The organism is Pedobacter sp. NO84, assembly GCF_059703915.1.
Genome location: NZ_AP046575.1, coordinates 3219681 through 3237052 on the forward strand (window position 1 = coordinate 3219681; position 17372 = coordinate 3237052).

14 protein-coding genes and 2 tRNA genes are annotated in these 17372 nt (G+C 39.6%); 4 read left to right on the forward strand and 12 right to left on the reverse strand.

All coding sequences use genetic code 11. From position 1 onward, the window contains the following. Nucleotides 1-9: 9 nt before the first annotated feature. From AC6H0V_RS14140 to AC6H0V_RS14150, 3 genes are all read right to left on the reverse strand, one after another. Nucleotides 10-609 carry an anthranilate synthase component II gene (locus AC6H0V_RS14140; RefSeq protein ID WP_497560840.1) on the reverse strand — a complete coding sequence of 200 codons (600 nt, stop codon included), beginning with the start codon at nt 607-609 and terminating at the stop codon, nt 10-12. 111 nt (nt 610-720) lie between these two features. Further along, nucleotides 721-2124 (reverse strand): anthranilate synthase component I family protein, encoded by a 1404-nt coding sequence (locus AC6H0V_RS14145; protein WP_497560841.1) that lies wholly within the window; start codon nt 2122-2124, stop codon nt 721-723. 248 nt (nt 2125-2372) lie between these two features. Continuing rightward, nucleotides 2373-2828, reverse strand: coding sequence for a cytochrome B (locus AC6H0V_RS14150; protein WP_497560842.1), 456 nt, complete (start codon nt 2826-2828; stop codon nt 2373-2375). Between the two features lie 179 nt (nt 2829-3007). Here AC6H0V_RS14150 and AC6H0V_RS14155 point away from each other — a divergent pair, with 179 nt between their 5' ends. Together AC6H0V_RS14155 and AC6H0V_RS14160 are read left to right on the forward strand one after the other, a co-directional pair. Then, nucleotides 3008-6046, forward strand: coding sequence for an amidohydrolase family protein (locus AC6H0V_RS14155; RefSeq protein WP_497560843.1), 3039 nt, complete (start codon nt 3008-3010; stop codon nt 6044-6046). After that, the gene (locus tag AC6H0V_RS14160) at nt 6039-7370 is read left to right on the forward strand and encodes an amidohydrolase family protein (protein WP_497560844.1); all 1332 of its coding nucleotides are present in this window, start codon (nt 6039-6041) and stop codon (nt 7368-7370) included. The genes AC6H0V_RS14155 and AC6H0V_RS14160 overlap by 8 nt, the downstream gene beginning before the upstream one ends. A 209-nt stretch (nt 7371-7579) precedes the next feature. Here AC6H0V_RS14160 and AC6H0V_RS14165 read toward each other — a convergent pair. Then, nucleotides 7580-7723: transfer RNA gene (locus AC6H0V_RS14165), tRNA-Asp, on the reverse strand. 72 nt (nt 7724-7795) lie between these two features. Further along, a tRNA-Asp gene (locus AC6H0V_RS14170) sits at nt 7796-7905 on the reverse strand. Between the two features lie 152 nt (nt 7906-8057). Between AC6H0V_RS14170 and AC6H0V_RS14175 the strand changes: the two genes are divergently transcribed. Continuing rightward, a complete protein-coding gene (locus AC6H0V_RS14175) occupies nt 8058-8531 on the forward strand; it encodes an Lrp/AsnC ligand binding domain-containing protein (protein ID WP_497560845.1) in 474 nt (157 codons plus the stop codon). A 33-nt stretch (nt 8532-8564) separates the two neighbouring features. Continuing rightward, nucleotides 8565-8993, forward strand: coding sequence for a hypothetical protein (locus AC6H0V_RS14180; protein ID WP_497560846.1), 429 nt, complete (start codon nt 8565-8567; stop codon nt 8991-8993). 31 nt (nt 8994-9024) lie between these two features. On the opposite strand, the gene AC6H0V_RS14185 is transcribed toward AC6H0V_RS14180, so the two are convergent. From AC6H0V_RS14185 to AC6H0V_RS14215, 7 genes are all read right to left on the reverse strand, one after another. Then, nucleotides 9025-11340 (reverse strand): Tex family protein, encoded by a 2316-nt coding sequence (locus AC6H0V_RS14185; RefSeq protein WP_497560847.1) that lies wholly within the window; start codon nt 11338-11340, stop codon nt 9025-9027. Between the two features lie 188 nt (nt 11341-11528). After that, entirely contained in the window at nt 11529-13004 is a 1476-nt protein-coding gene (locus tag AC6H0V_RS14190; RefSeq protein WP_497560848.1) for an alpha/beta hydrolase, read from the reverse strand. Nucleotides 13005-13126: 122 nt separating this feature from the next. Beyond that, a complete protein-coding gene (locus AC6H0V_RS14195; RefSeq protein ID WP_497560849.1) occupies nt 13127-14041 on the reverse strand; it encodes a PLP-dependent cysteine synthase family protein in 915 nt (304 codons plus the stop codon). Nucleotides 14042-14057: 16 nt separating this feature from the next. After that, complete coding sequence (locus tag AC6H0V_RS14200; RefSeq protein WP_497560850.1) at nt 14058-14555, reverse strand: anthrone oxygenase family protein; 498 nt, start codon at nt 14553-14555, stop codon at nt 14058-14060. A 181-nt stretch (nt 14556-14736) separates the two neighbouring features. Beyond that, nucleotides 14737-15723, reverse strand: coding sequence for a pyruvate dehydrogenase complex E1 component subunit beta (locus AC6H0V_RS14205; protein WP_497560851.1), 987 nt, complete (start codon nt 15721-15723; stop codon nt 14737-14739). Nucleotides 15724-15895: 172 nt separating this feature from the next. After that, complete coding sequence (locus AC6H0V_RS14210) at nt 15896-16249, reverse strand: bleomycin resistance protein (protein WP_497560852.1); 354 nt, start codon at nt 16247-16249, stop codon at nt 15896-15898. 397 nt (nt 16250-16646) lie between these two features. Further along, nucleotides 16647-17207, reverse strand: coding sequence for a GNAT family N-acetyltransferase (locus AC6H0V_RS14215; RefSeq protein WP_497560853.1), 561 nt, complete (start codon nt 17205-17207; stop codon nt 16647-16649). Nucleotides 17208-17372: the final 165 nt, after the last annotated feature.

A 17372-nucleotide genomic window follows, 5' to 3' on the forward strand; every position in this document is an offset into this window, starting at 1 on the left:
ACATATTATCTAGTCTGCTTCAGGGAATTTAGGTGTTAACCAATTTTTGATCATTTGCTTCCCACTTGGCGTAAGTACGCTTTCTGGATGAAACTGTACCCCACAAACGTCGAACTCTTTATGCCTAAGTGCCATGATCTGTCCATCTTTATCTGTTGCGGTAACCTTTAAACTAGGTGGAAGATCCGCTGGATTAACCACCCATGAATGATACCTTCCAACTTCAATGGGAGTTAAACAGCCCTTAAAAATTAGCTCATTATCATCCAATACCGTTATCGGCGTAGCAATACCATGCATCGGCCTACCTAAATTAAGCAAACTTCCTCCAAACGCTTCGGCAATAGCCTGCTGACCCAAACATACACCCATGACGCTTTTTGTTGGGGCATAGGTGCTGATCACTTTTAATAATAAGCCTGCCTCTTCTGGGATACCTGGTCCGGGCGAAAGCAGAATTTGATCAAACTGAGCAACCTCCTCCAAATCGAACTTATCATTTCTCCATACTACAGCCTCGTACCCTAATTCGTTGATTAAATGCACCAGGTTATAGGTGAAACTATCGTAGTTATCTATTACCAGTATTGGTTTTTTATTGTTATTCATATTTACTCTTTAAGGGTGATTACACCCCTGCCGCCAGGCAGGCAGGCAGGGATTAAAGATGATTACACCGATTTTGTTACATTGATAGGTTTATTTTTCAAACTGTCAACTCTATATCTCCTCTGCCATCAGAATGGCTTTCCGCAATGCGGCAATCTTATTGTTTACTTCATTGAGCTCATTTTCGGGTATAGAATCTGCTACGATCCCTGCACCCGCCCTATAGTGGAGCTTATTATTTTTGCTCATGAATGTCCTGATCATAATGGCATGGTTAAAATCTTCGTTAAAACCCATATAGCCTATAGCTCCAGCATAAAAATTACGCCCTAACTTCTCGTATTGATCAATTAATTGCATGGCCTTATATTTAGGGGCTCCACTTAAGGTTCCGGCGGGATAGGTATCTGCCACTACCTTAAAAGCACTTACGCCAGCCTGTAAATTTCCACTTACCTTTGAAACCAGGTGAATTAAATGAGAATAGTATTGTACCTCTTTAAAAGATTTTATTTCAACATTTTTGCAATGCCTACTCAGGTCGTTCCGTGCCAAATCTACCAACATCACGTGTTCGGCACTCTCTTTTGGATCAGCTTCCAATTTTTTGGCTAACGCCACATCTTCTTCGTCGTTACCCGTACGTTTAAACGTTCCCGCAATTGGGAAGATATTTGCCCTATTGTTTTGGACAGTAATCTGTGCTTCGGGTGATGATCCAAAAAGCTTAAAATTTCCATAGTCGAAATAAAACAGGTATGGGGAGGGATTAATGGACCTTAGGCAGCGGTACACGTTAAATTCATCGCCCAAAAAACCTTGATTAAATGCACGGGAAGGTACAATTTGAAAAACATCGCCTCGATAAATGTGTTTTTTCATCTGCTCAACCATGTCCATAAACCCCTGGTCCGACAAATTTGATTGTTCATCACCGTTGGTTTTAAAGTTGTATTCGGGATAGTTTTTATTTTGGATGATGTATTCAACCTTCGATAAATCTTCATTACCATCGCCATTGAACACATTTTTAGACAAGGTTACTTCATTCTTAAAGTGATCTATGGCAATAATATAGCGGTAGATATGATACTGCATCATCGGGATCTGTTCATCGTCCGGCGTAGCAGAAGTAAAGGTGATATCCTCAAAATGTTGTACCGCATTCCATGTAAAGTAACCAAACAACCCGGTAGATATGTGCTTTTCGTTCGATTGCGGAATACTGCTAAATCTATTTTTAAAGGCCGCTATTTCATCGGTAAGCCTAAAATCGGTTTTAACTTCGGTTGTTCCATCAGGAAAATACATATTTAATCTGCCATCTTTAAGTACAATGCCAGCCACAGGTTCGGCACAAACATAACTTGTTGCATTTTCGCGACTGTGATAATCAGAACTTTCCAATAAGATGGTGTTCGGAAAAACATCACGCAAGCGCAAATAAATACTTACCGGAGTAGTGGTATCGGCAAGTTTTTTCTTTGCGTGTATTTGTATGGTATACGTTTTCATTTAGCCCTCCCTACCTCCCCAAAAGGGAGGAGTAGTTTAATTTATAACAAAAAACCCGGCGTGTATAACGTCGGGTTTGATAATGTGGTTTAGGTTTAGGTTGATAAACTATAAGGTACACAAAGTTACGACGAAACTCTTTTCAGAATTACCACGCCATTGCCATGTATGGATATTGTTAATCATTAGTGGAACAAAAATATACAAAAAGTTAAGTAATCAAAATAAATTTTAAAATCGCTTAGCGCTTAGTGAGGAGACATGCCAAAAAAACTTGTCGCCGGGCCAACTTTTATCATCATATAAATTGCAATGATAATAATCACGAGTGCTACTCCAAAAAAGAGAGCAATGTTTTTGTGCTTAGCCACATCCCCCACAACCTTTTTAGATCTCGAATTTCCTATGGTGATAAGAATTATAGCCAAAATCATCATCCCAATATGCTCCATCTTCCAATAGCGGTACAAAGGATCTGATGTTTCTCCCTTGGTAAGTGGACTTAAAAAATATAAGATCAATCCAAAAACCAGCTGGATATGCGCACTGATCAAAGTAAACAGGTTTAATTTTCTATTACGTTCTGTATAGGCTCTTTTGTCTAACCAACTCACCAAAGCCTGGATAATGGCAACAAGTAATAAGATAAAAACGATATATCTCCAACCTGAATGTGCGCTTCTTAAGATTTCATAGAAATTCATGATTCAAAAGTAATAAATCTAATCGAAAGTTGAGCGATAAGCGTTGGGCGTTTTGCGATTGTTGCCCAAAAAACCCAACGCTTAACGCCTAACTGTTAGCGTTTGGTGTAAAAAACATGTTATATGCCTTATAACTCTTTATTTATGAATAGATTTATCAGATAAACTAATCAACAATTATGAAGAAAATTCTACTTGCGCTCGCGTTGGTATTTTCTACTACAATTTTATTTGCGCAGCAAACTTATCCCGTTAATGGTTCTTTTGATATCAGACCGGGATTATATGCTTTTACCAATGCAACTATTGTGGTTAATGCCAATCAAACCATTAGTAACGGCGTGTTGCTAATTAAAGACAAAACTATCCAATCTGTGGGTACGGGAACTGCAATCCCTAAAGGATATGTAGTTATCGACCTTAAGGGAAAATTCATTTATCCTTCGCTAATTGATGCTTTTACGTCATATGGTATTCCAGAAGTACAACGTGCTGCACCCGGTGCAGGAGGGTTTTTTGGTCGCCAATCGGTATTTACCTCAACAAAAAAAGGAGCATACGGATGGAATGAAAGTATCAGACCAGAAACCGAAGCAAGATCAATCTTTACCATCGATACAAAAAAAGCAGACGATTTGCGTAAAGCCGGATTTGGGAGTGTGAACGTAGTTAACCGCGACGGTATTGCCCGTGGAACTTCCGCAGCAGTTACGCTAAACGATGGAAAAGAAAATGAGGTGATGCTAAACGATCAGACGGCGGCAAATTACTCATTTAACAGAGGTACTTCTACTAACGATTATCCATCTTCCTTAATGGGTTCTATTGCCTTATTGCGCCAAACCTATCTTGACGCAACCTGGTATAAAGGTCAAAAAGAAGAATACAACATTTCTTTAGAGCAGTTTAATAAACAACAAGCCCTTCCTCAACTATTTGAGGCCGATGGCTGGGCAAATATTTTAAGAGTAGATAAAATTGCCAAAGAGTTCGGAAAACAATATATCATCAAATCAACCGGTGATGAATATCAACGGATTGATGCCGTAAAAGCAACTGGTGCAACATTAATTATCCCCATCAATTTCCCTAAGGCTTTTGATGTTGAGGATCCAACTGAAGCAAGAAACCTAAGTATTGCACAACTGAAAGGTTGGGAGTTAGCGCCGACAAATCCGGGTGTTCTGGAAAAGGCAGGGGTGAAATTTGCTTTAACTTCTTTCGGCTTAGAAACTCCCAAAGATTTCTGGGCCAACATTCAACAGGCCATCACCAATGGTTTAACAGAAAAACAGGCACTGATGGCCGTTACCGAAGTTCCGGCAACGCTATTGGGCGTTAGTGATAAAGTTGGCTCAATTGAAAAAGGCAAATTGGCCAATTTTTTAATTACTTCGGATAACCTCTTTAAAACTGGAAATATCATTTTCGAAAACTGGGTGCAGGGCAAACGTTTTGTGGTAAACAAAATGGATGTAGCCGATCTGCGTGGAACATATAATTTAAATATCGATGGCATTGGATCTACAATTTTAAGGATTTCGGGTACCACGGGAGGCTCTATCGCAGCTATTGAACGCCTAGGGGCCGACAGTGTTAAAACCAATGCAACGTTCACACGGAGTGGAGATTGGGTTACCATCACATTTAATCTAAAGAAAAACCCAGTGGGGGATGTACGTTTAACCGGTTATTTAAGTAATTCAAATCCAATTGCGTTTGGCGGTGATGTGATCATCAACTCAAATGCTTCGGGTTACTGGACAGGAACCTTTAAGGAAGCTGCCAAAGAAATGCCAAAACGGGATGAACCTGTTAAGACACCCACAGCAACTGGGCCGCTAATTTTTCCTTTTATCGCATTTGGAACAGCCGTAGCTCCTGTTCAAGAAACGGTGCTACTAAAAAACGCAACCGTGTGGACCAATGAGAAAGAAGGTATCCTTCAAAATGCCGATGTGCTTTTGGAAGGCGGAAAGATTAAGGCAGTTGGCAAAAATCTGTCTGCTGGCTCTGCAAGAGTAATAGATGCAACCGGAAAGCACATCACCGCTGGTTTAATTGACGAGCATTCGCATATCGCGGGAAGTGGCGGAATTAATGAAGGTGCCCAATCTGTATCAGCAGAGGTGCGCATAGCGGATGTTATTAATTCTGAAGACGTAAACATCTATCGCCAATTGGCAGGTGGTGTTACTACTTCACACATCTTACACGGTTCTGCAAACCCAATTGGAGGCCAGACACAACTCATTAAACTGCGTTGGGGAAAATTACCCGAAGAATTGAAGTTTGCGGGTAGCGATGGTTTTATCAAATTTGCTTTGGGAGAAAACGTAAAACAAAGTTCTTCTCAAAATAATCAACGTTTTCCATCTACAAGAATGGGCGTAGAACAAACGTTTGTTGACGAATTTACTCGGGCTAAAGCTTACGAAAAGGAACTTGCGGTTAAAGGCAATAACGTTAGACGAGATCTAGAACTTGATGCTATAGTAGAAATCCTGAACAACAAGCGTTTCATTACCTGTCACTCGTATGTACAGAGCGAAATAAATATGCTGATCCATGTAGCTGATAGTTTAGGCTTTAAGATCAACACCTTTACACACATTTTAGAAGGCTATAAAGTTGCAGATAAAATGCAAGCACATGGTATTGCAGGTTCAACATTCTCGGATTGGTGGGCCTATAAAATGGAAGTTCAGGAAGCCATCCCTTACAATGGAAAAATTATGCATAACGTGGGTATTACCACCGCATTTAACTCAGATGATGCCGAAATGGCCAGACACTTAAACCAAGAAGCTGGAAAATCAGTACTATATGGAGGTGTACCAGAAGAAGAAGCATTAAAATTTGTGACTTTAAACCCTGCCAAGATGTTGCATATCGACAATAAAGTTGGGAGCATTAAAGTAGGGAAGGATGCCGATGTGGTAATCTGGTCGGCCAACCCACTTTCTATTTATGCAAAAGCCGAAAAAACCTTTGTAGATGGGACCCCTTACTGGGATTTGGAACGTGATGCCCAGGTTCAAATTGCCCAAAAAGCAGAGAAGGCCAGAATTATCCAAAAATTATTGGAAAGTAAAAATGCAGGTGCACGCACCCAACGGGCCTTTGGTGAGCGCCCACCTCGCTTGTATGCTTGCGAAACCGAAGAGGATTATTGGGCAGAACAAAATCAACTAGAAGGAGATCACAATCATGAATAAGTATATATCAACAGCAATTGCCCTGTTTGCATCGGTAGGCTTAGCTTACGGGCAGGCCACTATTTCTCCGGCAAAGCCCCAATCTCAAAAAACCGTTGTGATGGGCGCTATCATCCATACTGGGGATGGGAAAGTAATCGAAAACGGGTATTTAATATTCGATAAGGGCAAAATTATAGGTATTGGTGATGCTACCGTTGTAAAATTAGCACTAACAGATGCAAAAGTAATTACAGCAAACGGAAAGCACATTTATCCAGGATTTATTTCGCCAATTACCGATGTAGGTTTAGTGGAAGTAGCGAGTGTTAAGGCTACATTGGATAACGATGAATTGGGCGAAAATAATGCGCATATCAGAGCGCTTGTGGCCTACAATACCGACTCTAAAGTACCACCAACATTAAGAAGCAACGGAGTATTAATGGCACAGGTTACCCCGCAGGGTGGCACCATTTCTGGTAGTTCTTCGGTAGTGCAATTAGATGCTTGGAACTGGGAAGATGCGGCCATTAGGGTAGATGATGCAATGCACATGACCTGGCCCGTTACCCCACGCGGAAGAGGTGGCTTTGGTGGTGGAGGTAGGTTTGGTGGTGGTGCCACAACAGCTGGTGTTGATCCGAACGAACGTACCAACAATGCAATTGCAGAACTGAACAAGTTCTTTACCGAAGCGAAGATGTATGCAGAAGTTGCCTCCTCGTACAGCAATACCCGACTAGCAGCGATGAAACGGGTGTTTGATGGTTCGGAAAAGCTCTTTATCACAGCTGATAGCCAAAAGGATATTGTTGCTGCTGTGAATTTTGCTAAAAAATTCGGCATCACCCCGGTAATTGTGGGTGGAGATGATGCTTATTTGTTAACTGATTTTTTAAAAGCGAACAACATTGTGGTGATTGTTAAGAAGCCACACTCTTTACCAAATAATGCAGATGATGATGTGAATATGCCTTACAAGAATGTAGCCGTACTGGCCAATGCCGGTGTAACCGTTGCCATAAGTATTGGAAGTGATGATGGTTTTTGGCAGCAGCGCAACCTGCCCTTTATGGCCGGAACTGCTTCTGCATGGGGTATGGGTAAAGAAGAGGCCTTAAAAACGATCACTTTAAATGCTGCAATTGCAATGGGTATTGATAAACGTGTGGGCAGCCTAGCCATTGGAAAAGATGCAACATTTTTTATCTCTGCAGGCGATGCCTTAGACATGAGAACAAACAAAGTTGAACAAGCTTTTATTCAAGGTCGTGATATTAACCTAGACAATTTACACAAACAATTGGATAAGAAGTTTAGTGATAAATACGGAATCAAATAACTCTTTGATCACCACCTAAGACGCCTTAGACATCTAAGGTCTTTAAGCCGCAGATGCGCAGATTGATAATTCTGAACATCTGTGGCTTTTACCTGTGCTAAGCAATCGATCATCTGTGTAATCTTAAAAATCCGTGTAATCATTTTTTAAAAAAAAAGAGTAACCCTATCCAAGGTCACTCCTCTTAACTAACTTATTATTTATAAAACTGGCTGTTGGGGAAGGAGTCGAACCTTCAAGGGGTAGTTAGCTGCAATTCAAAATTAATTTGTGGTCAACCCATAAATTGCGTTTATCCCATAATCCCCACCACCGAGACAAGGAGGTGTGTCTGCCAATTTCACCACCCAACATTTTTTAGTCCGAAGTCCGAAAGTCAGGAGTCCGAAGTTAAAACTCCAAACTCACTGGTCCAAACTCAAGAGCTGTAGGGGAAGGAGTCGAACCTTCATAGAGTGGTTGTACCATTACTGGATTTCCCATTTCCTCTACCACCGAGACAAGGAGGTGTGTCTGCCAATTTCACCACCCTACAGAGTATAAGCAATGCTAAAGAACGATTTGTTTTTATTTGCTTATCACAAACATAAGACAATTATCAATTATGTTGCAAATATTTTAATCATTTAATTTTATTTTTACGAAAATTGTAATTAAATTAGATAATCATTAATATTTCAGAAAATTATGTTAAAAAAAGAAACCCAAAATTTAGAAATTGACAACCTCGATATCCAGATTCTAACGCAGTTGATGCATGATGCCACAAAACCATACACAGAAATTGCCAAAGAACTGATCATTTCTGGCGGCACCGTACATGTGAGGATGAAAAAATTGATAGATATGGGCATTATCAAGGGCTCGCATTTAATTATCGATCCAAAAAAAGCAGGTTATGACATTACTGCATTTTTAGGTATTTACCTAGAAAAGGGCTCACTATATAAAGATGCAGTAGCACAATTAAGTAGAATAAAAGAGGTAGTAGAATTGCATTACACGACGGGTTCGTATAGCATGTTTGCCAAAATTACCTGCCGTGATACCGATCATTTACGTCATGTGCTTAACGAGGAGATCCAAGCAGTAAAGGGAATCCAACGAACAGAGACGTTAATATCGTTGGAGGAAAGCATTAAAAGACAGATAGAACTTTAATAAGTATAAGTTGTCTCTGATATAACTTTGAACATGGTAGCTAAAGATATGAATAGCCTCGTTATTCTGGCGCCCTACTTGATTAATGTAATTCTTTTATTTAATCGAAAGAAAAAATGGGTTAGGAGTAGTTATAAATGGATAGTGGTAGTTGGATTATCGGTTGTAGGCATAATCTTGGGCTATCTTGATCGAGATTATGAAAATAAGGATGTAAATGAGGTCTTAGTTCATTGGGCATTCATAACGCCCTTAGTTTTTTCTATGCTTGATTACCTATTAATGCGTTGGAGTTTCCGAATTCATGGTCGAGATTTATACTTATGGCTACGTGGATCAAGTGAGATTGACGACCAAAAATTCAGCGGCGGAAACCATGTACGCATTTCAGATAGGCTCTTTTCTTTAACCTTACTATTTGTTATATTGTTCCTTCCTTTTTTGATCTTGTTTTTTATTTAAGCCGAAAAATTAACAGCGTGTTAGCGTCAGACTATTTAAACTTTCCTTTCAGCGCTTCCAATTTCGCTTGCAAATCCCCCTCTGGGTCCCTCGTTCCATAAGCTTTGGCATCTTGTACTTTCTGTTTTGGTCTTTCGGCTTTTAGCTCTATCAAACTTCCTGACTCCTTCACACCTTCTCTTTGTTCCATTCGCTTTGAATTTTCGATTTTTGGTTTTTTGCCTTCATCTTTCATAGATAGCGCAATTCGTTTACGGGCAATATCTACATCAACCACTGTTACCTGTACTACCTGACTAACTTTTACTAACTCATTAGGGTTGGCAACAAAGCGGTTGGCAAGCATGCTCGTATGCACCAATCCATCTTGATGTACCCCAATATCAATAAATGCCCCAAAATTAGTGATATTGGTAACAATGCCCATTAGTTTCATTCCGATTCTTAAATCTGTGATCGCATTTATACCGTCGGCAAAACTAAATGCCTCAAATTGATCACGAGGATCCCGGCCTGGCTTAGCCAGTTCTTTTATGATATCAGACAACGTTGGTAAGCCTACGGCAGCGGTAACGTATTGCTGCAAATTAATTCGGTTGTGTAAACTGGTATCTTTAATTAAGTCATCAATGGTACAACCTAGGTCTTGTGCTATTTTACCAACCAAATTATAGCGTTCTGGATGCACGCCACTTCTATCCAATACATCTTTCGCATCGCGGATCCGTAAAAATCCCGCAGCCTGTTCAAAAGCCTTATCGCCCAAGCGGGGCACCTTTTTTAAACTCTCCCTATTTTTAAATGCACCATTTGCATTGCGATAATTCACAATGTTTTGTGCCAATTGTTCTCCTAAGCCGGAAACATAAGACAAAACCTGTTTAGAGGCGGTGTTCAGCTCTACGCCTACCGCATTTACGCAGCTAATTACCGTATCATCGAGGCTCTGCTTCAGTTGATTTTGGTCTACATCATGTTGGTACTGTCCAACACCAATAGATCTTGGATCAATTTTTACCAATTCTGCTAGAGGGTCCATCAATCTACGCCCTATAGAAACCGCACCTCTCACAGTAATGTCCTGCGTTGGAAATTCTTCCCTGGCCAAAGGCGATGCCGAATAAATAGAGGCACCACTTTCATTTACCATTACTACAAGCACGTCGGGAACCTTTAATCCACGAACAAAAGTTTCGGTTTCCCTACCCGCTGTGCCATTACCAATTGCGATAGCCTCTATTTCATGCTTCCCGCAGAGTTGTTGCAATTGCCAGGCTGCATCCTTCAGATTTCCTTGCCCGGTATGCGGATAAATGGTAGTATTAACAATCAATTTACCTTGCTTATCCAAGCAAACCACCTTACAACCTGTTCTAAATCCGGGATCAATGGCTAGTACATTTTTTTGTCCAAGAGGGGCGGCCAGCAATAATTGCCTTGCATTTTCGGCAAATACTTTAATGGCTTCATCATCTGCTTTTTGTTTGGTTATCGCTCTTAATTCTGTTTCCATCGCAGGGCGAAGCAGGCGTTTGTATCCATCAACGATGGCTAACTTCACTTGATTAGCGGATTCGTTCCTGGCGATTATAAATTGGTCTTCGAGTAATTGTATGGCTGGTTCCTCAAGCGGGAGCACATCCAATTTCAGGAAACCTTCCTGCTCTCCTCTTCGCATAGCCAGTACACGGTGGGAGGGCGTGTTTTTAGCACTTTCTTCCCATTCGTAGTAATCCCTATACTTAATTCCGGCCTCTTCTTTTCCTTTAATCACAACCGTTTTATAGGTGGCTTTCTGTATAAAATGATGTCTCATCTTAGTCCGCGCTTCTGCGTTTTCGTTTATTAATTCCGCAATAATATCTCTTGCGCCAGCCAATGCTTCAGTAGTATTAGCTACCCCTTTTTTAGTATTTACATAATTAACGGCTTCCTGCACCGGATCAATCCTTGTTTGGGCCAGGATACTTAAGGCTAAGGGCTCCAATCCGCTTTCTTTAGCTACTGAGGCTCTTGTTTTACGCTTTGGCTTAAAGGGCAGATAAATATCTTCTAAGGCCGTCATCGTTTTGGCTTCATTTACTAAATTCGCTAAGGTTGGAGTAAGCTTTTCTAGTTCGGTAAGCGATTTTAAAATCGCTTCTTTGCGTTTATCCAGTTCCCTCAGCTGTTGTGCTAAATCTCTGATAGCGGCCACTTGTACTTCATCCAAACTTCCCGTCATTTCTTTACGGTAACGAGAAATGAAGGGCACTGTTGCGCCCTCGTCTAATAAGTTGATTGTTGAGCGCACCTGTTTTATCGATATGGATAAGGTAGTTGCAATGCTTTGGAAATGTTGATCCATACTAGGATTAAATGATTTTTGGCGAATTTAACTAGGATTTTTAGGATAATCAGTTTTTAGAAGAAATTTGTACTATTAGTTGCTGCTCTTCTCTTGGAGGCAACCTCGGGCAACCTCGTAGGTTCTACAGAACCTACGAGGTCAAGTTTGAGTTAATAAAATTTCTGCTCCCTTAAGGCACAAAACCTTTAGTACCCTAATTTGCTTAAAAACTCATTTCTCAGTTTAGCAACGATTGGCGAAAATGTAGGGTGGTACCAAATAAAATGTTCTGCCCCTAATAGGGGTTCAAACTGAATGGTTGTGTTACCCACCTCTTTCATTTTATCAGTAAAGAGTTTGGCTGATAAAAAAGGCACATTTTTATCATTGGTACCGTGAATGATCAATGTTTTAGGAAACTCCTTTTTAACGAGATGATTGGGAGAAATTTGCTTTACGAGATCTTTATCCTTTAACTGTTTTCTAATCCACATGGTACTCTGGTCGGTTAAATCATAAACAGCCGAATTAACCATAATTGCATTAGGTATTGCACTAAATGCTAGATGATCAGTTTTTTCGTTCCATTTATCTACCAAAGCCGTAGATAAGGCCAAATGTCCGCCCGCCGAATTTCCTGACGCTACAATCTTGTTGGTATCAATGTTAAATTCTTCTGCATGCTCCCTTAACCACCTGATTGCGGATTTTGCATCCATTACGGCTTCAAAGGGCAAAGTTCCAAATCTCCCATAAGTTCTATATTCAGCTGCAATAGCTATCCAGCCTTTTTTTGCTTGATTTTCACAGCCATAAAAAAACCAATCTGGCTTCCCCTCAGACCAACTACCTCCATGAAAAAAAATAATTACGGGTTTCTTGGTACCTTTAAGAACACTATCGGGAAGAAAGATATGGAGATCTAAACTCCATTTACCTAAATTTTTATAGGTTTTTATCAAATGACCTTGCCTTCCGATAAAATCTTCGGTGTAAATCGTATTTACTTTATTAAGATAGGCTGTGTCGGTGCATGTTGCTTTAAATCCCTCATAAATTTCCTTTATGTTTTTAATTCCATTATTTTCTATATGGTTAAATAAATATTCGCTTCTCCAAAAGTCTTTACATTGAGTATTAGTAAAATATTTCGAAATTAATCCCCAAACCACATTTAGTTGTTGGTTATCGGTATGGTATTTATTTTTGTTAAGCTCAAGATAGGTCTGCAAAGAAAGAAAAGCCTTCACATAATTTATAAAATCAGTATTTCTAAGTAGGCTGGGCGTATTAAAATCGTTAAGATTACGTGCGAGTTTTTTTTCGATAATAGAAGAGCCGGGGGATGATTTGCCTGCATAAATATCATTATTTTGTGGGTATTCGATCAGCAGCTTATCAAAATAATAGCTAATCTCCATTTGCTGTTCCTGAACGTATTCCTTATCTAGCTCTTTGGTATGTTTAAGTAGGATCTTCTTAAATTCATACCTGACTGAATCAATTTTTGAAATAAATTTTTGTTCTGGAAGTTGATGAATTTTCACATAGTTTGGATAAAATTCATTCGTAAAATTTTTTCCCGCTATTTTTAATTCGGCCAAATAGTTTTGTTTTCCTTTAATAATTTCTGATGGGGCGTTTTGCTGAGCACTAGCTGGGATAAAAGTACTAAGTACCATTAAAATGAATAGATAACGCATCATAGTATTTATAATTTGATTAAACTATTTATTAATACGCACTAATTTACCTAAACGCAACAGCAACAAACATGCTTAGTTGCAGTCAAGGTCCAGATATATTAAGACTTATACAATTCCCCGTTGAGGTATTTCAATCCCGAATCGCATACCACAGTAACGATTTTCTTTCCAGGTCCGATAGTCTGGGCTCTTTGCATTGCTGCCCACACATTAGCTCCAGAAGTAATTCCACCAAATATCCCTTCTAATCTCGCTAATTTTCTCGCGGTTTCGAAAGCATCTTCATCAGCAACAGCGATAATTTCATCAGCCAAATCAGCACGGTATATGGATGGCACAAAGCCAGCACCCATGCCTTCCAATTTATGTTTGCCCGAAACGTCGCCACCAGATAATGCCCTAACATATAGAGGTTCAATGGAAAGGCAACGGATGTTAGGGACTTCATGTTTTAATACTTCTGCATTGCCAGAAAAACTCCCCCCTGTACCAACACCCATTATAAACTCATCAATTTCATTTCCCAAAACGGCAATTATCTCTCTCGCCATTTGATGATAGGCATTTTTATTATCCGGATTGTTAAACTGATCGGTGTAGAAGATGCCCGGTTCCTTGCTCAGTTCCTTTGCCCGAGCCACCATATCGGCCATTAGCTTAGCGGTTATTTTACCTTCATCGCTTGGAAATAGCTCTAGTTGGGCCCCAAATGCCCTCATGGTTTGCAGTTTTTCTGCCGAAAATGCATCAGAGGAGACAAAATAAGCTTCATAACCTTTTGTGGCGCAAACCATCGCCAAAGAACTTCCCGTGCTTCCACCCGTGTAGTCCATTACTTTTCCCCCTGGTTTTAAGTCTCCCCTTTTCTCGGCACCTTCAATCATGGCCAATGCCATTCTATCTTTCATGCTGCCGGTTGGATTAGCCCCTTCGTACTTGACGTATATTTCGGCACACTCGGGCCCGACAAGCTTAGTTAACTTAATTAAAGGGGTATTTCCAATGGCGTTCATACTAATAGGATGGGCATTAAATGGCTCTATATTTTTTTAAGAATGCCACGCCAACGATAGCGCAGAGCGACAAAAATACCGAAACACTTCGTATGTTATTTAAATAGTTCCATTTGTCTTCGAATGCCGTTCTCACTTTTAACATCGAATCTAGGCTGGCGCAGTTTACATCAAATGCATCTAGCAGATTGTTTAACGGTATGTTCCCTACAATGGTAACACCTAATACTCCCACTATATATAAAATCGTAGACAACAATAAAAGATAATATTCGGTATCTAAAGGTCGCTGAAAATGAAGAACACAGCTGATACACAAAAAGATAATCGATCCGAAAAAACAAAGAAAGAAAATTGGGTTTTGGATTGCCCTGTTCATAGATTGCATGGCCATGATAAATTCACGATCGGGAAGTTTCCTAATCCCTGTCATTACCGAAATAGACCAAGCATAAAACAATCCAGCCATCAAGGCTACGGTAATCACCGACAGAAATAAGAACAAATTTTTCATACAGACCAAATGAAAGTTTTCTTCATTACTCTAAGTTAATTAATCCCAACAAAAAACGAGCAAAATGAAATTGGGGAGCACAATAAGATTCAATTATTCAAAGAAAATCCCGCTAGGATTACTAACGGGATTAAATTATTTATTGCGCTTCGACTACGCTCAGCGTTACAATTTGTTGTTTTTATTTACTTACATACATTACTTCCTTAACCGCCTTGATTACACGTTCTGCATTAGGTAAACTTGCGGCAATTAAAGTCGGAGCGTATGGAAGGGGCACATCGGCACAAGTGATACGCAAAATTGGTGCATCTAAATGATCAAATGCGCTGCGTTGTACGTTAAATGTTATTTCAGACGAAATTGAAGCCAAAGGCCAAGCCTCCTCTACAATTACCAAACGATTGGTTTTCTTAACTGAAGCGATAATTGTAGCATAATCAATCGGACGAACCGTTAACAAATCGATTACTTCGGCATTAATTCCTTCTTTTGTAAGTTCTTCAACTGCTGGATTTACAACACGGGTTAACATTTTACCGAAAGTTACAATGGTTACATCGGTTCCCTCCTTTGCGATGTTGGCTTTACCAATTTCTAAATAATATTCACCTTCTGGCACATCGCCCTTATCGCCGTACATCACTTCCGACTCCATGAAGATAACGGGATCCGGATCTAAAATTGATTGTTTTAACAAGCCCTTCGCATTATAAGGTGTTGACGGGATCACCACCTTTAATCCTGGACAGTTGGCATACCAATTTTCAAAATTCTGAGAGTGTTGGGCTCCCAATTGCCCGGCATTCCCTGTTGGTCCACGAAAAACGATAGGGCAAGAAAACTGGCCACCGCTCATCGATAAAATCTTTGCTGCTCCGTTAATAATCTGATCAATTGCAACCAATGAAAAGTTGAAAGTCATAAATTCTACGATCGGCAAAAGGCCATTCATGGCTGCTCCCGCACTTATTCCCGCAAAACCCAATTCAGCAATTGGAGTATCTATAATACGTTTGTCGCCAAACTCATCCAACATTCCCTGACTAACCTTGTATGCACCGTTATATTGCGCAACTTCCTCGCCCATTAAAAAAATGTTCTCGTTTTTACGCATTTCTTCGCTTAATGCTTCGCGTAGCGCTTCTCTAAATTGGATTTCTCTCATTGTTATTCTAAAAATAATCGTCGCAAATATAAGTATTGTATCGCAATTTTAAAGTAGAGTTTTGATTACTTTGCGTGGGCGGTAAGCGTTAGGTGTTTTGCGATAAGCGTCAAGTGCTACGCAATAAAGCGAACTAGATCAGCATATTCACTTTATGCTGAACCCATAACCCTTAGCTCTCCCCAATATCTTCACCAAAATGGATGATATTACCATTGTTATCCACAATAGAAAATTGGCGCATTTCCCATTCCATATCTTTTAGTTTCCCGTCGGGATGAATAATCCCCTGCGGCTCATATTGCGCATAAAGTTCATCAACATTGGTCACGTTTACATAACATCCTGTATTTTTTGGAAATACAGGATTGTCGGTGCTCCAAAAATGGATATTGATTTCATCTTTACTAAAAATAAGATAGCCATCCCAATCGGCATGAAAAGTAAAACCTAATTTCTTGGTATAGAAAGCAACGGTTTCTGCTGTGTTTAGTGAGGCAAGAATTGGGGTTGCGGCTTTTAACATGCTAAAAATTTTATCTATTTTAATTCATTAAAGGTTTTCTAGGTCATTGATGTCCTTTGCCCTACCAGCGGCTTTTTTTGCGCTGATTAAATCATCCTTATGAATTGTTCTTATGATTAATTCATCATCTCTAAAGTCCTCATTAAATATATTTCCCATCACTTGCCCCTCGCTCTAGCAACAAATTTAGTTCTATCTAATTTTGGGGGATTATTTTCTGGAAAATTATAGGCAATGCTGTTGAGGTAATTAGCCACAGCTATTCTTTCCTGCCAGGTTAAGCTCTTATAATATATAGAATGAGACTTTGTGGCCTCTTCTGCGTTATGTGCCTTAAACGCTTTCCTATCCGAACGATACATAATGTAAATATAAAAATTATACCTATTAAGCTTTATTAAATTGAGGATTTAGCTATCATCCCATAAATCTCGCTATCTAAAAATTTCCCGTTAAAATAATAATTTTCCCTAAAATAGGCTTCTTTCACAAACCCATGTTTAAGCAAAATTTGTCGCGAAGCGTCATTTTCAGGGTTGATATTAGCTGATATGGAGTGCAGTTTGATTTCTTCAAATCCAAAGGCGATCGTTTTTTTTAATGCTTCAGCTATTATTCCTTTTCTCCAATAATAAGGTAATAACATATATCCTATTTCAGCTCGATGGTTTGCAAAATCTGTACGGTAGTAACCAATAGAACCAATCATTTGTGCGGGATTTTCTTTTAAAGTAATTGCCCACACCATATTTTTACTTTGAAGATATCCTTCTGCCATGGTTTGAATAGCCAATTCACAGTCGTAAACTGTTTTGGGTTTCTCCCGATCAATATAACGCATTACCTCTTCATCATTTCTCAGGGCAAATAGGGCTGGAGCATCAGCAATCGCATATTCGCGTAGTACTAATCGGTCTGTAGTTAATTTTGGAAAAGAAATAAAATTGAGCTCTATCATTGTGTTGTCTTCAACGATAAAAATCCGAATATTTTTTCAAATTATCGACTGCTCGGGCAAGCTTTTTAAATTGAATGCGGCTGCAGGATTAAAAAACGAAAGGCGGCTTGCCTTCGCAACCGCCCATTTTATGTATTCTTAGGTTTTATCATAAAGATCTTTCAA

Coding starts and splice junctions, on each gene's coding strand:
- AC6H0V_RS14140 (WP_497560840.1), bottom strand. CDS start 609: ATGAATAACAATAAAAAACCAATACTGGTAATAGATAACTACGATAGT.
- AC6H0V_RS14145 (WP_497560841.1), bottom strand. CDS start 2,124: ATGAAAACGTATACCATACAAATACACGCAAAGAAAAAACTTGCCGAT.
- AC6H0V_RS14150 (WP_497560842.1), bottom strand. CDS start 2,828: ATGAATTTCTATGAAATCTTAAGAAGCGCACATTCAGGTTGGAGATAT.
- AC6H0V_RS14155 (WP_497560843.1), top strand. CDS start 3,008: ATGAAGAAAATTCTACTTGCGCTCGCGTTGGTATTTTCTACTACAATT.
- AC6H0V_RS14160 (WP_497560844.1), top strand. CDS start 6,039: ATGAATAAGTATATATCAACAGCAATTGCCCTGTTTGCATCGGTAGGC.
- AC6H0V_RS14175 (WP_497560845.1), top strand. CDS start 8,058: ATGTTAAAAAAAGAAACCCAAAATTTAGAAATTGACAACCTCGATATC.
- AC6H0V_RS14180 (WP_497560846.1), top strand. CDS start 8,565: ATGGTAGCTAAAGATATGAATAGCCTCGTTATTCTGGCGCCCTACTTG.
- AC6H0V_RS14185 (WP_497560847.1), bottom strand. CDS start 11,340: ATGGATCAACATTTCCAAAGCATTGCAACTACCTTATCCATATCGATA.
- AC6H0V_RS14190 (WP_497560848.1), bottom strand. CDS start 13,004: ATGGTACTTAGTACTTTTATCCCAGCTAGTGCTCAGCAAAACGCCCCA.
- AC6H0V_RS14195 (WP_497560849.1), bottom strand. CDS start 14,041: ATGAACGCCATTGGAAATACCCCTTTAATTAAGTTAACTAAGCTTGTC.
- AC6H0V_RS14200 (WP_497560850.1), bottom strand. CDS start 14,555: ATGAAAAATTTGTTCTTATTTCTGTCGGTGATTACCGTAGCCTTGATG.
- AC6H0V_RS14205 (WP_497560851.1), bottom strand. CDS start 15,723: ATGAGAGAAATCCAATTTAGAGAAGCGCTACGCGAAGCATTAAGCGAA.
- AC6H0V_RS14210 (WP_497560852.1), bottom strand. CDS start 16,249: ATGTTAAAAGCCGCAACCCCAATTCTTGCCTCACTAAACACAGCAGAA.
- AC6H0V_RS14215 (WP_497560853.1), bottom strand. CDS start 17,207: ATGATAGAGCTCAATTTTATTTCTTTTCCAAAATTAACTACAGACCGA.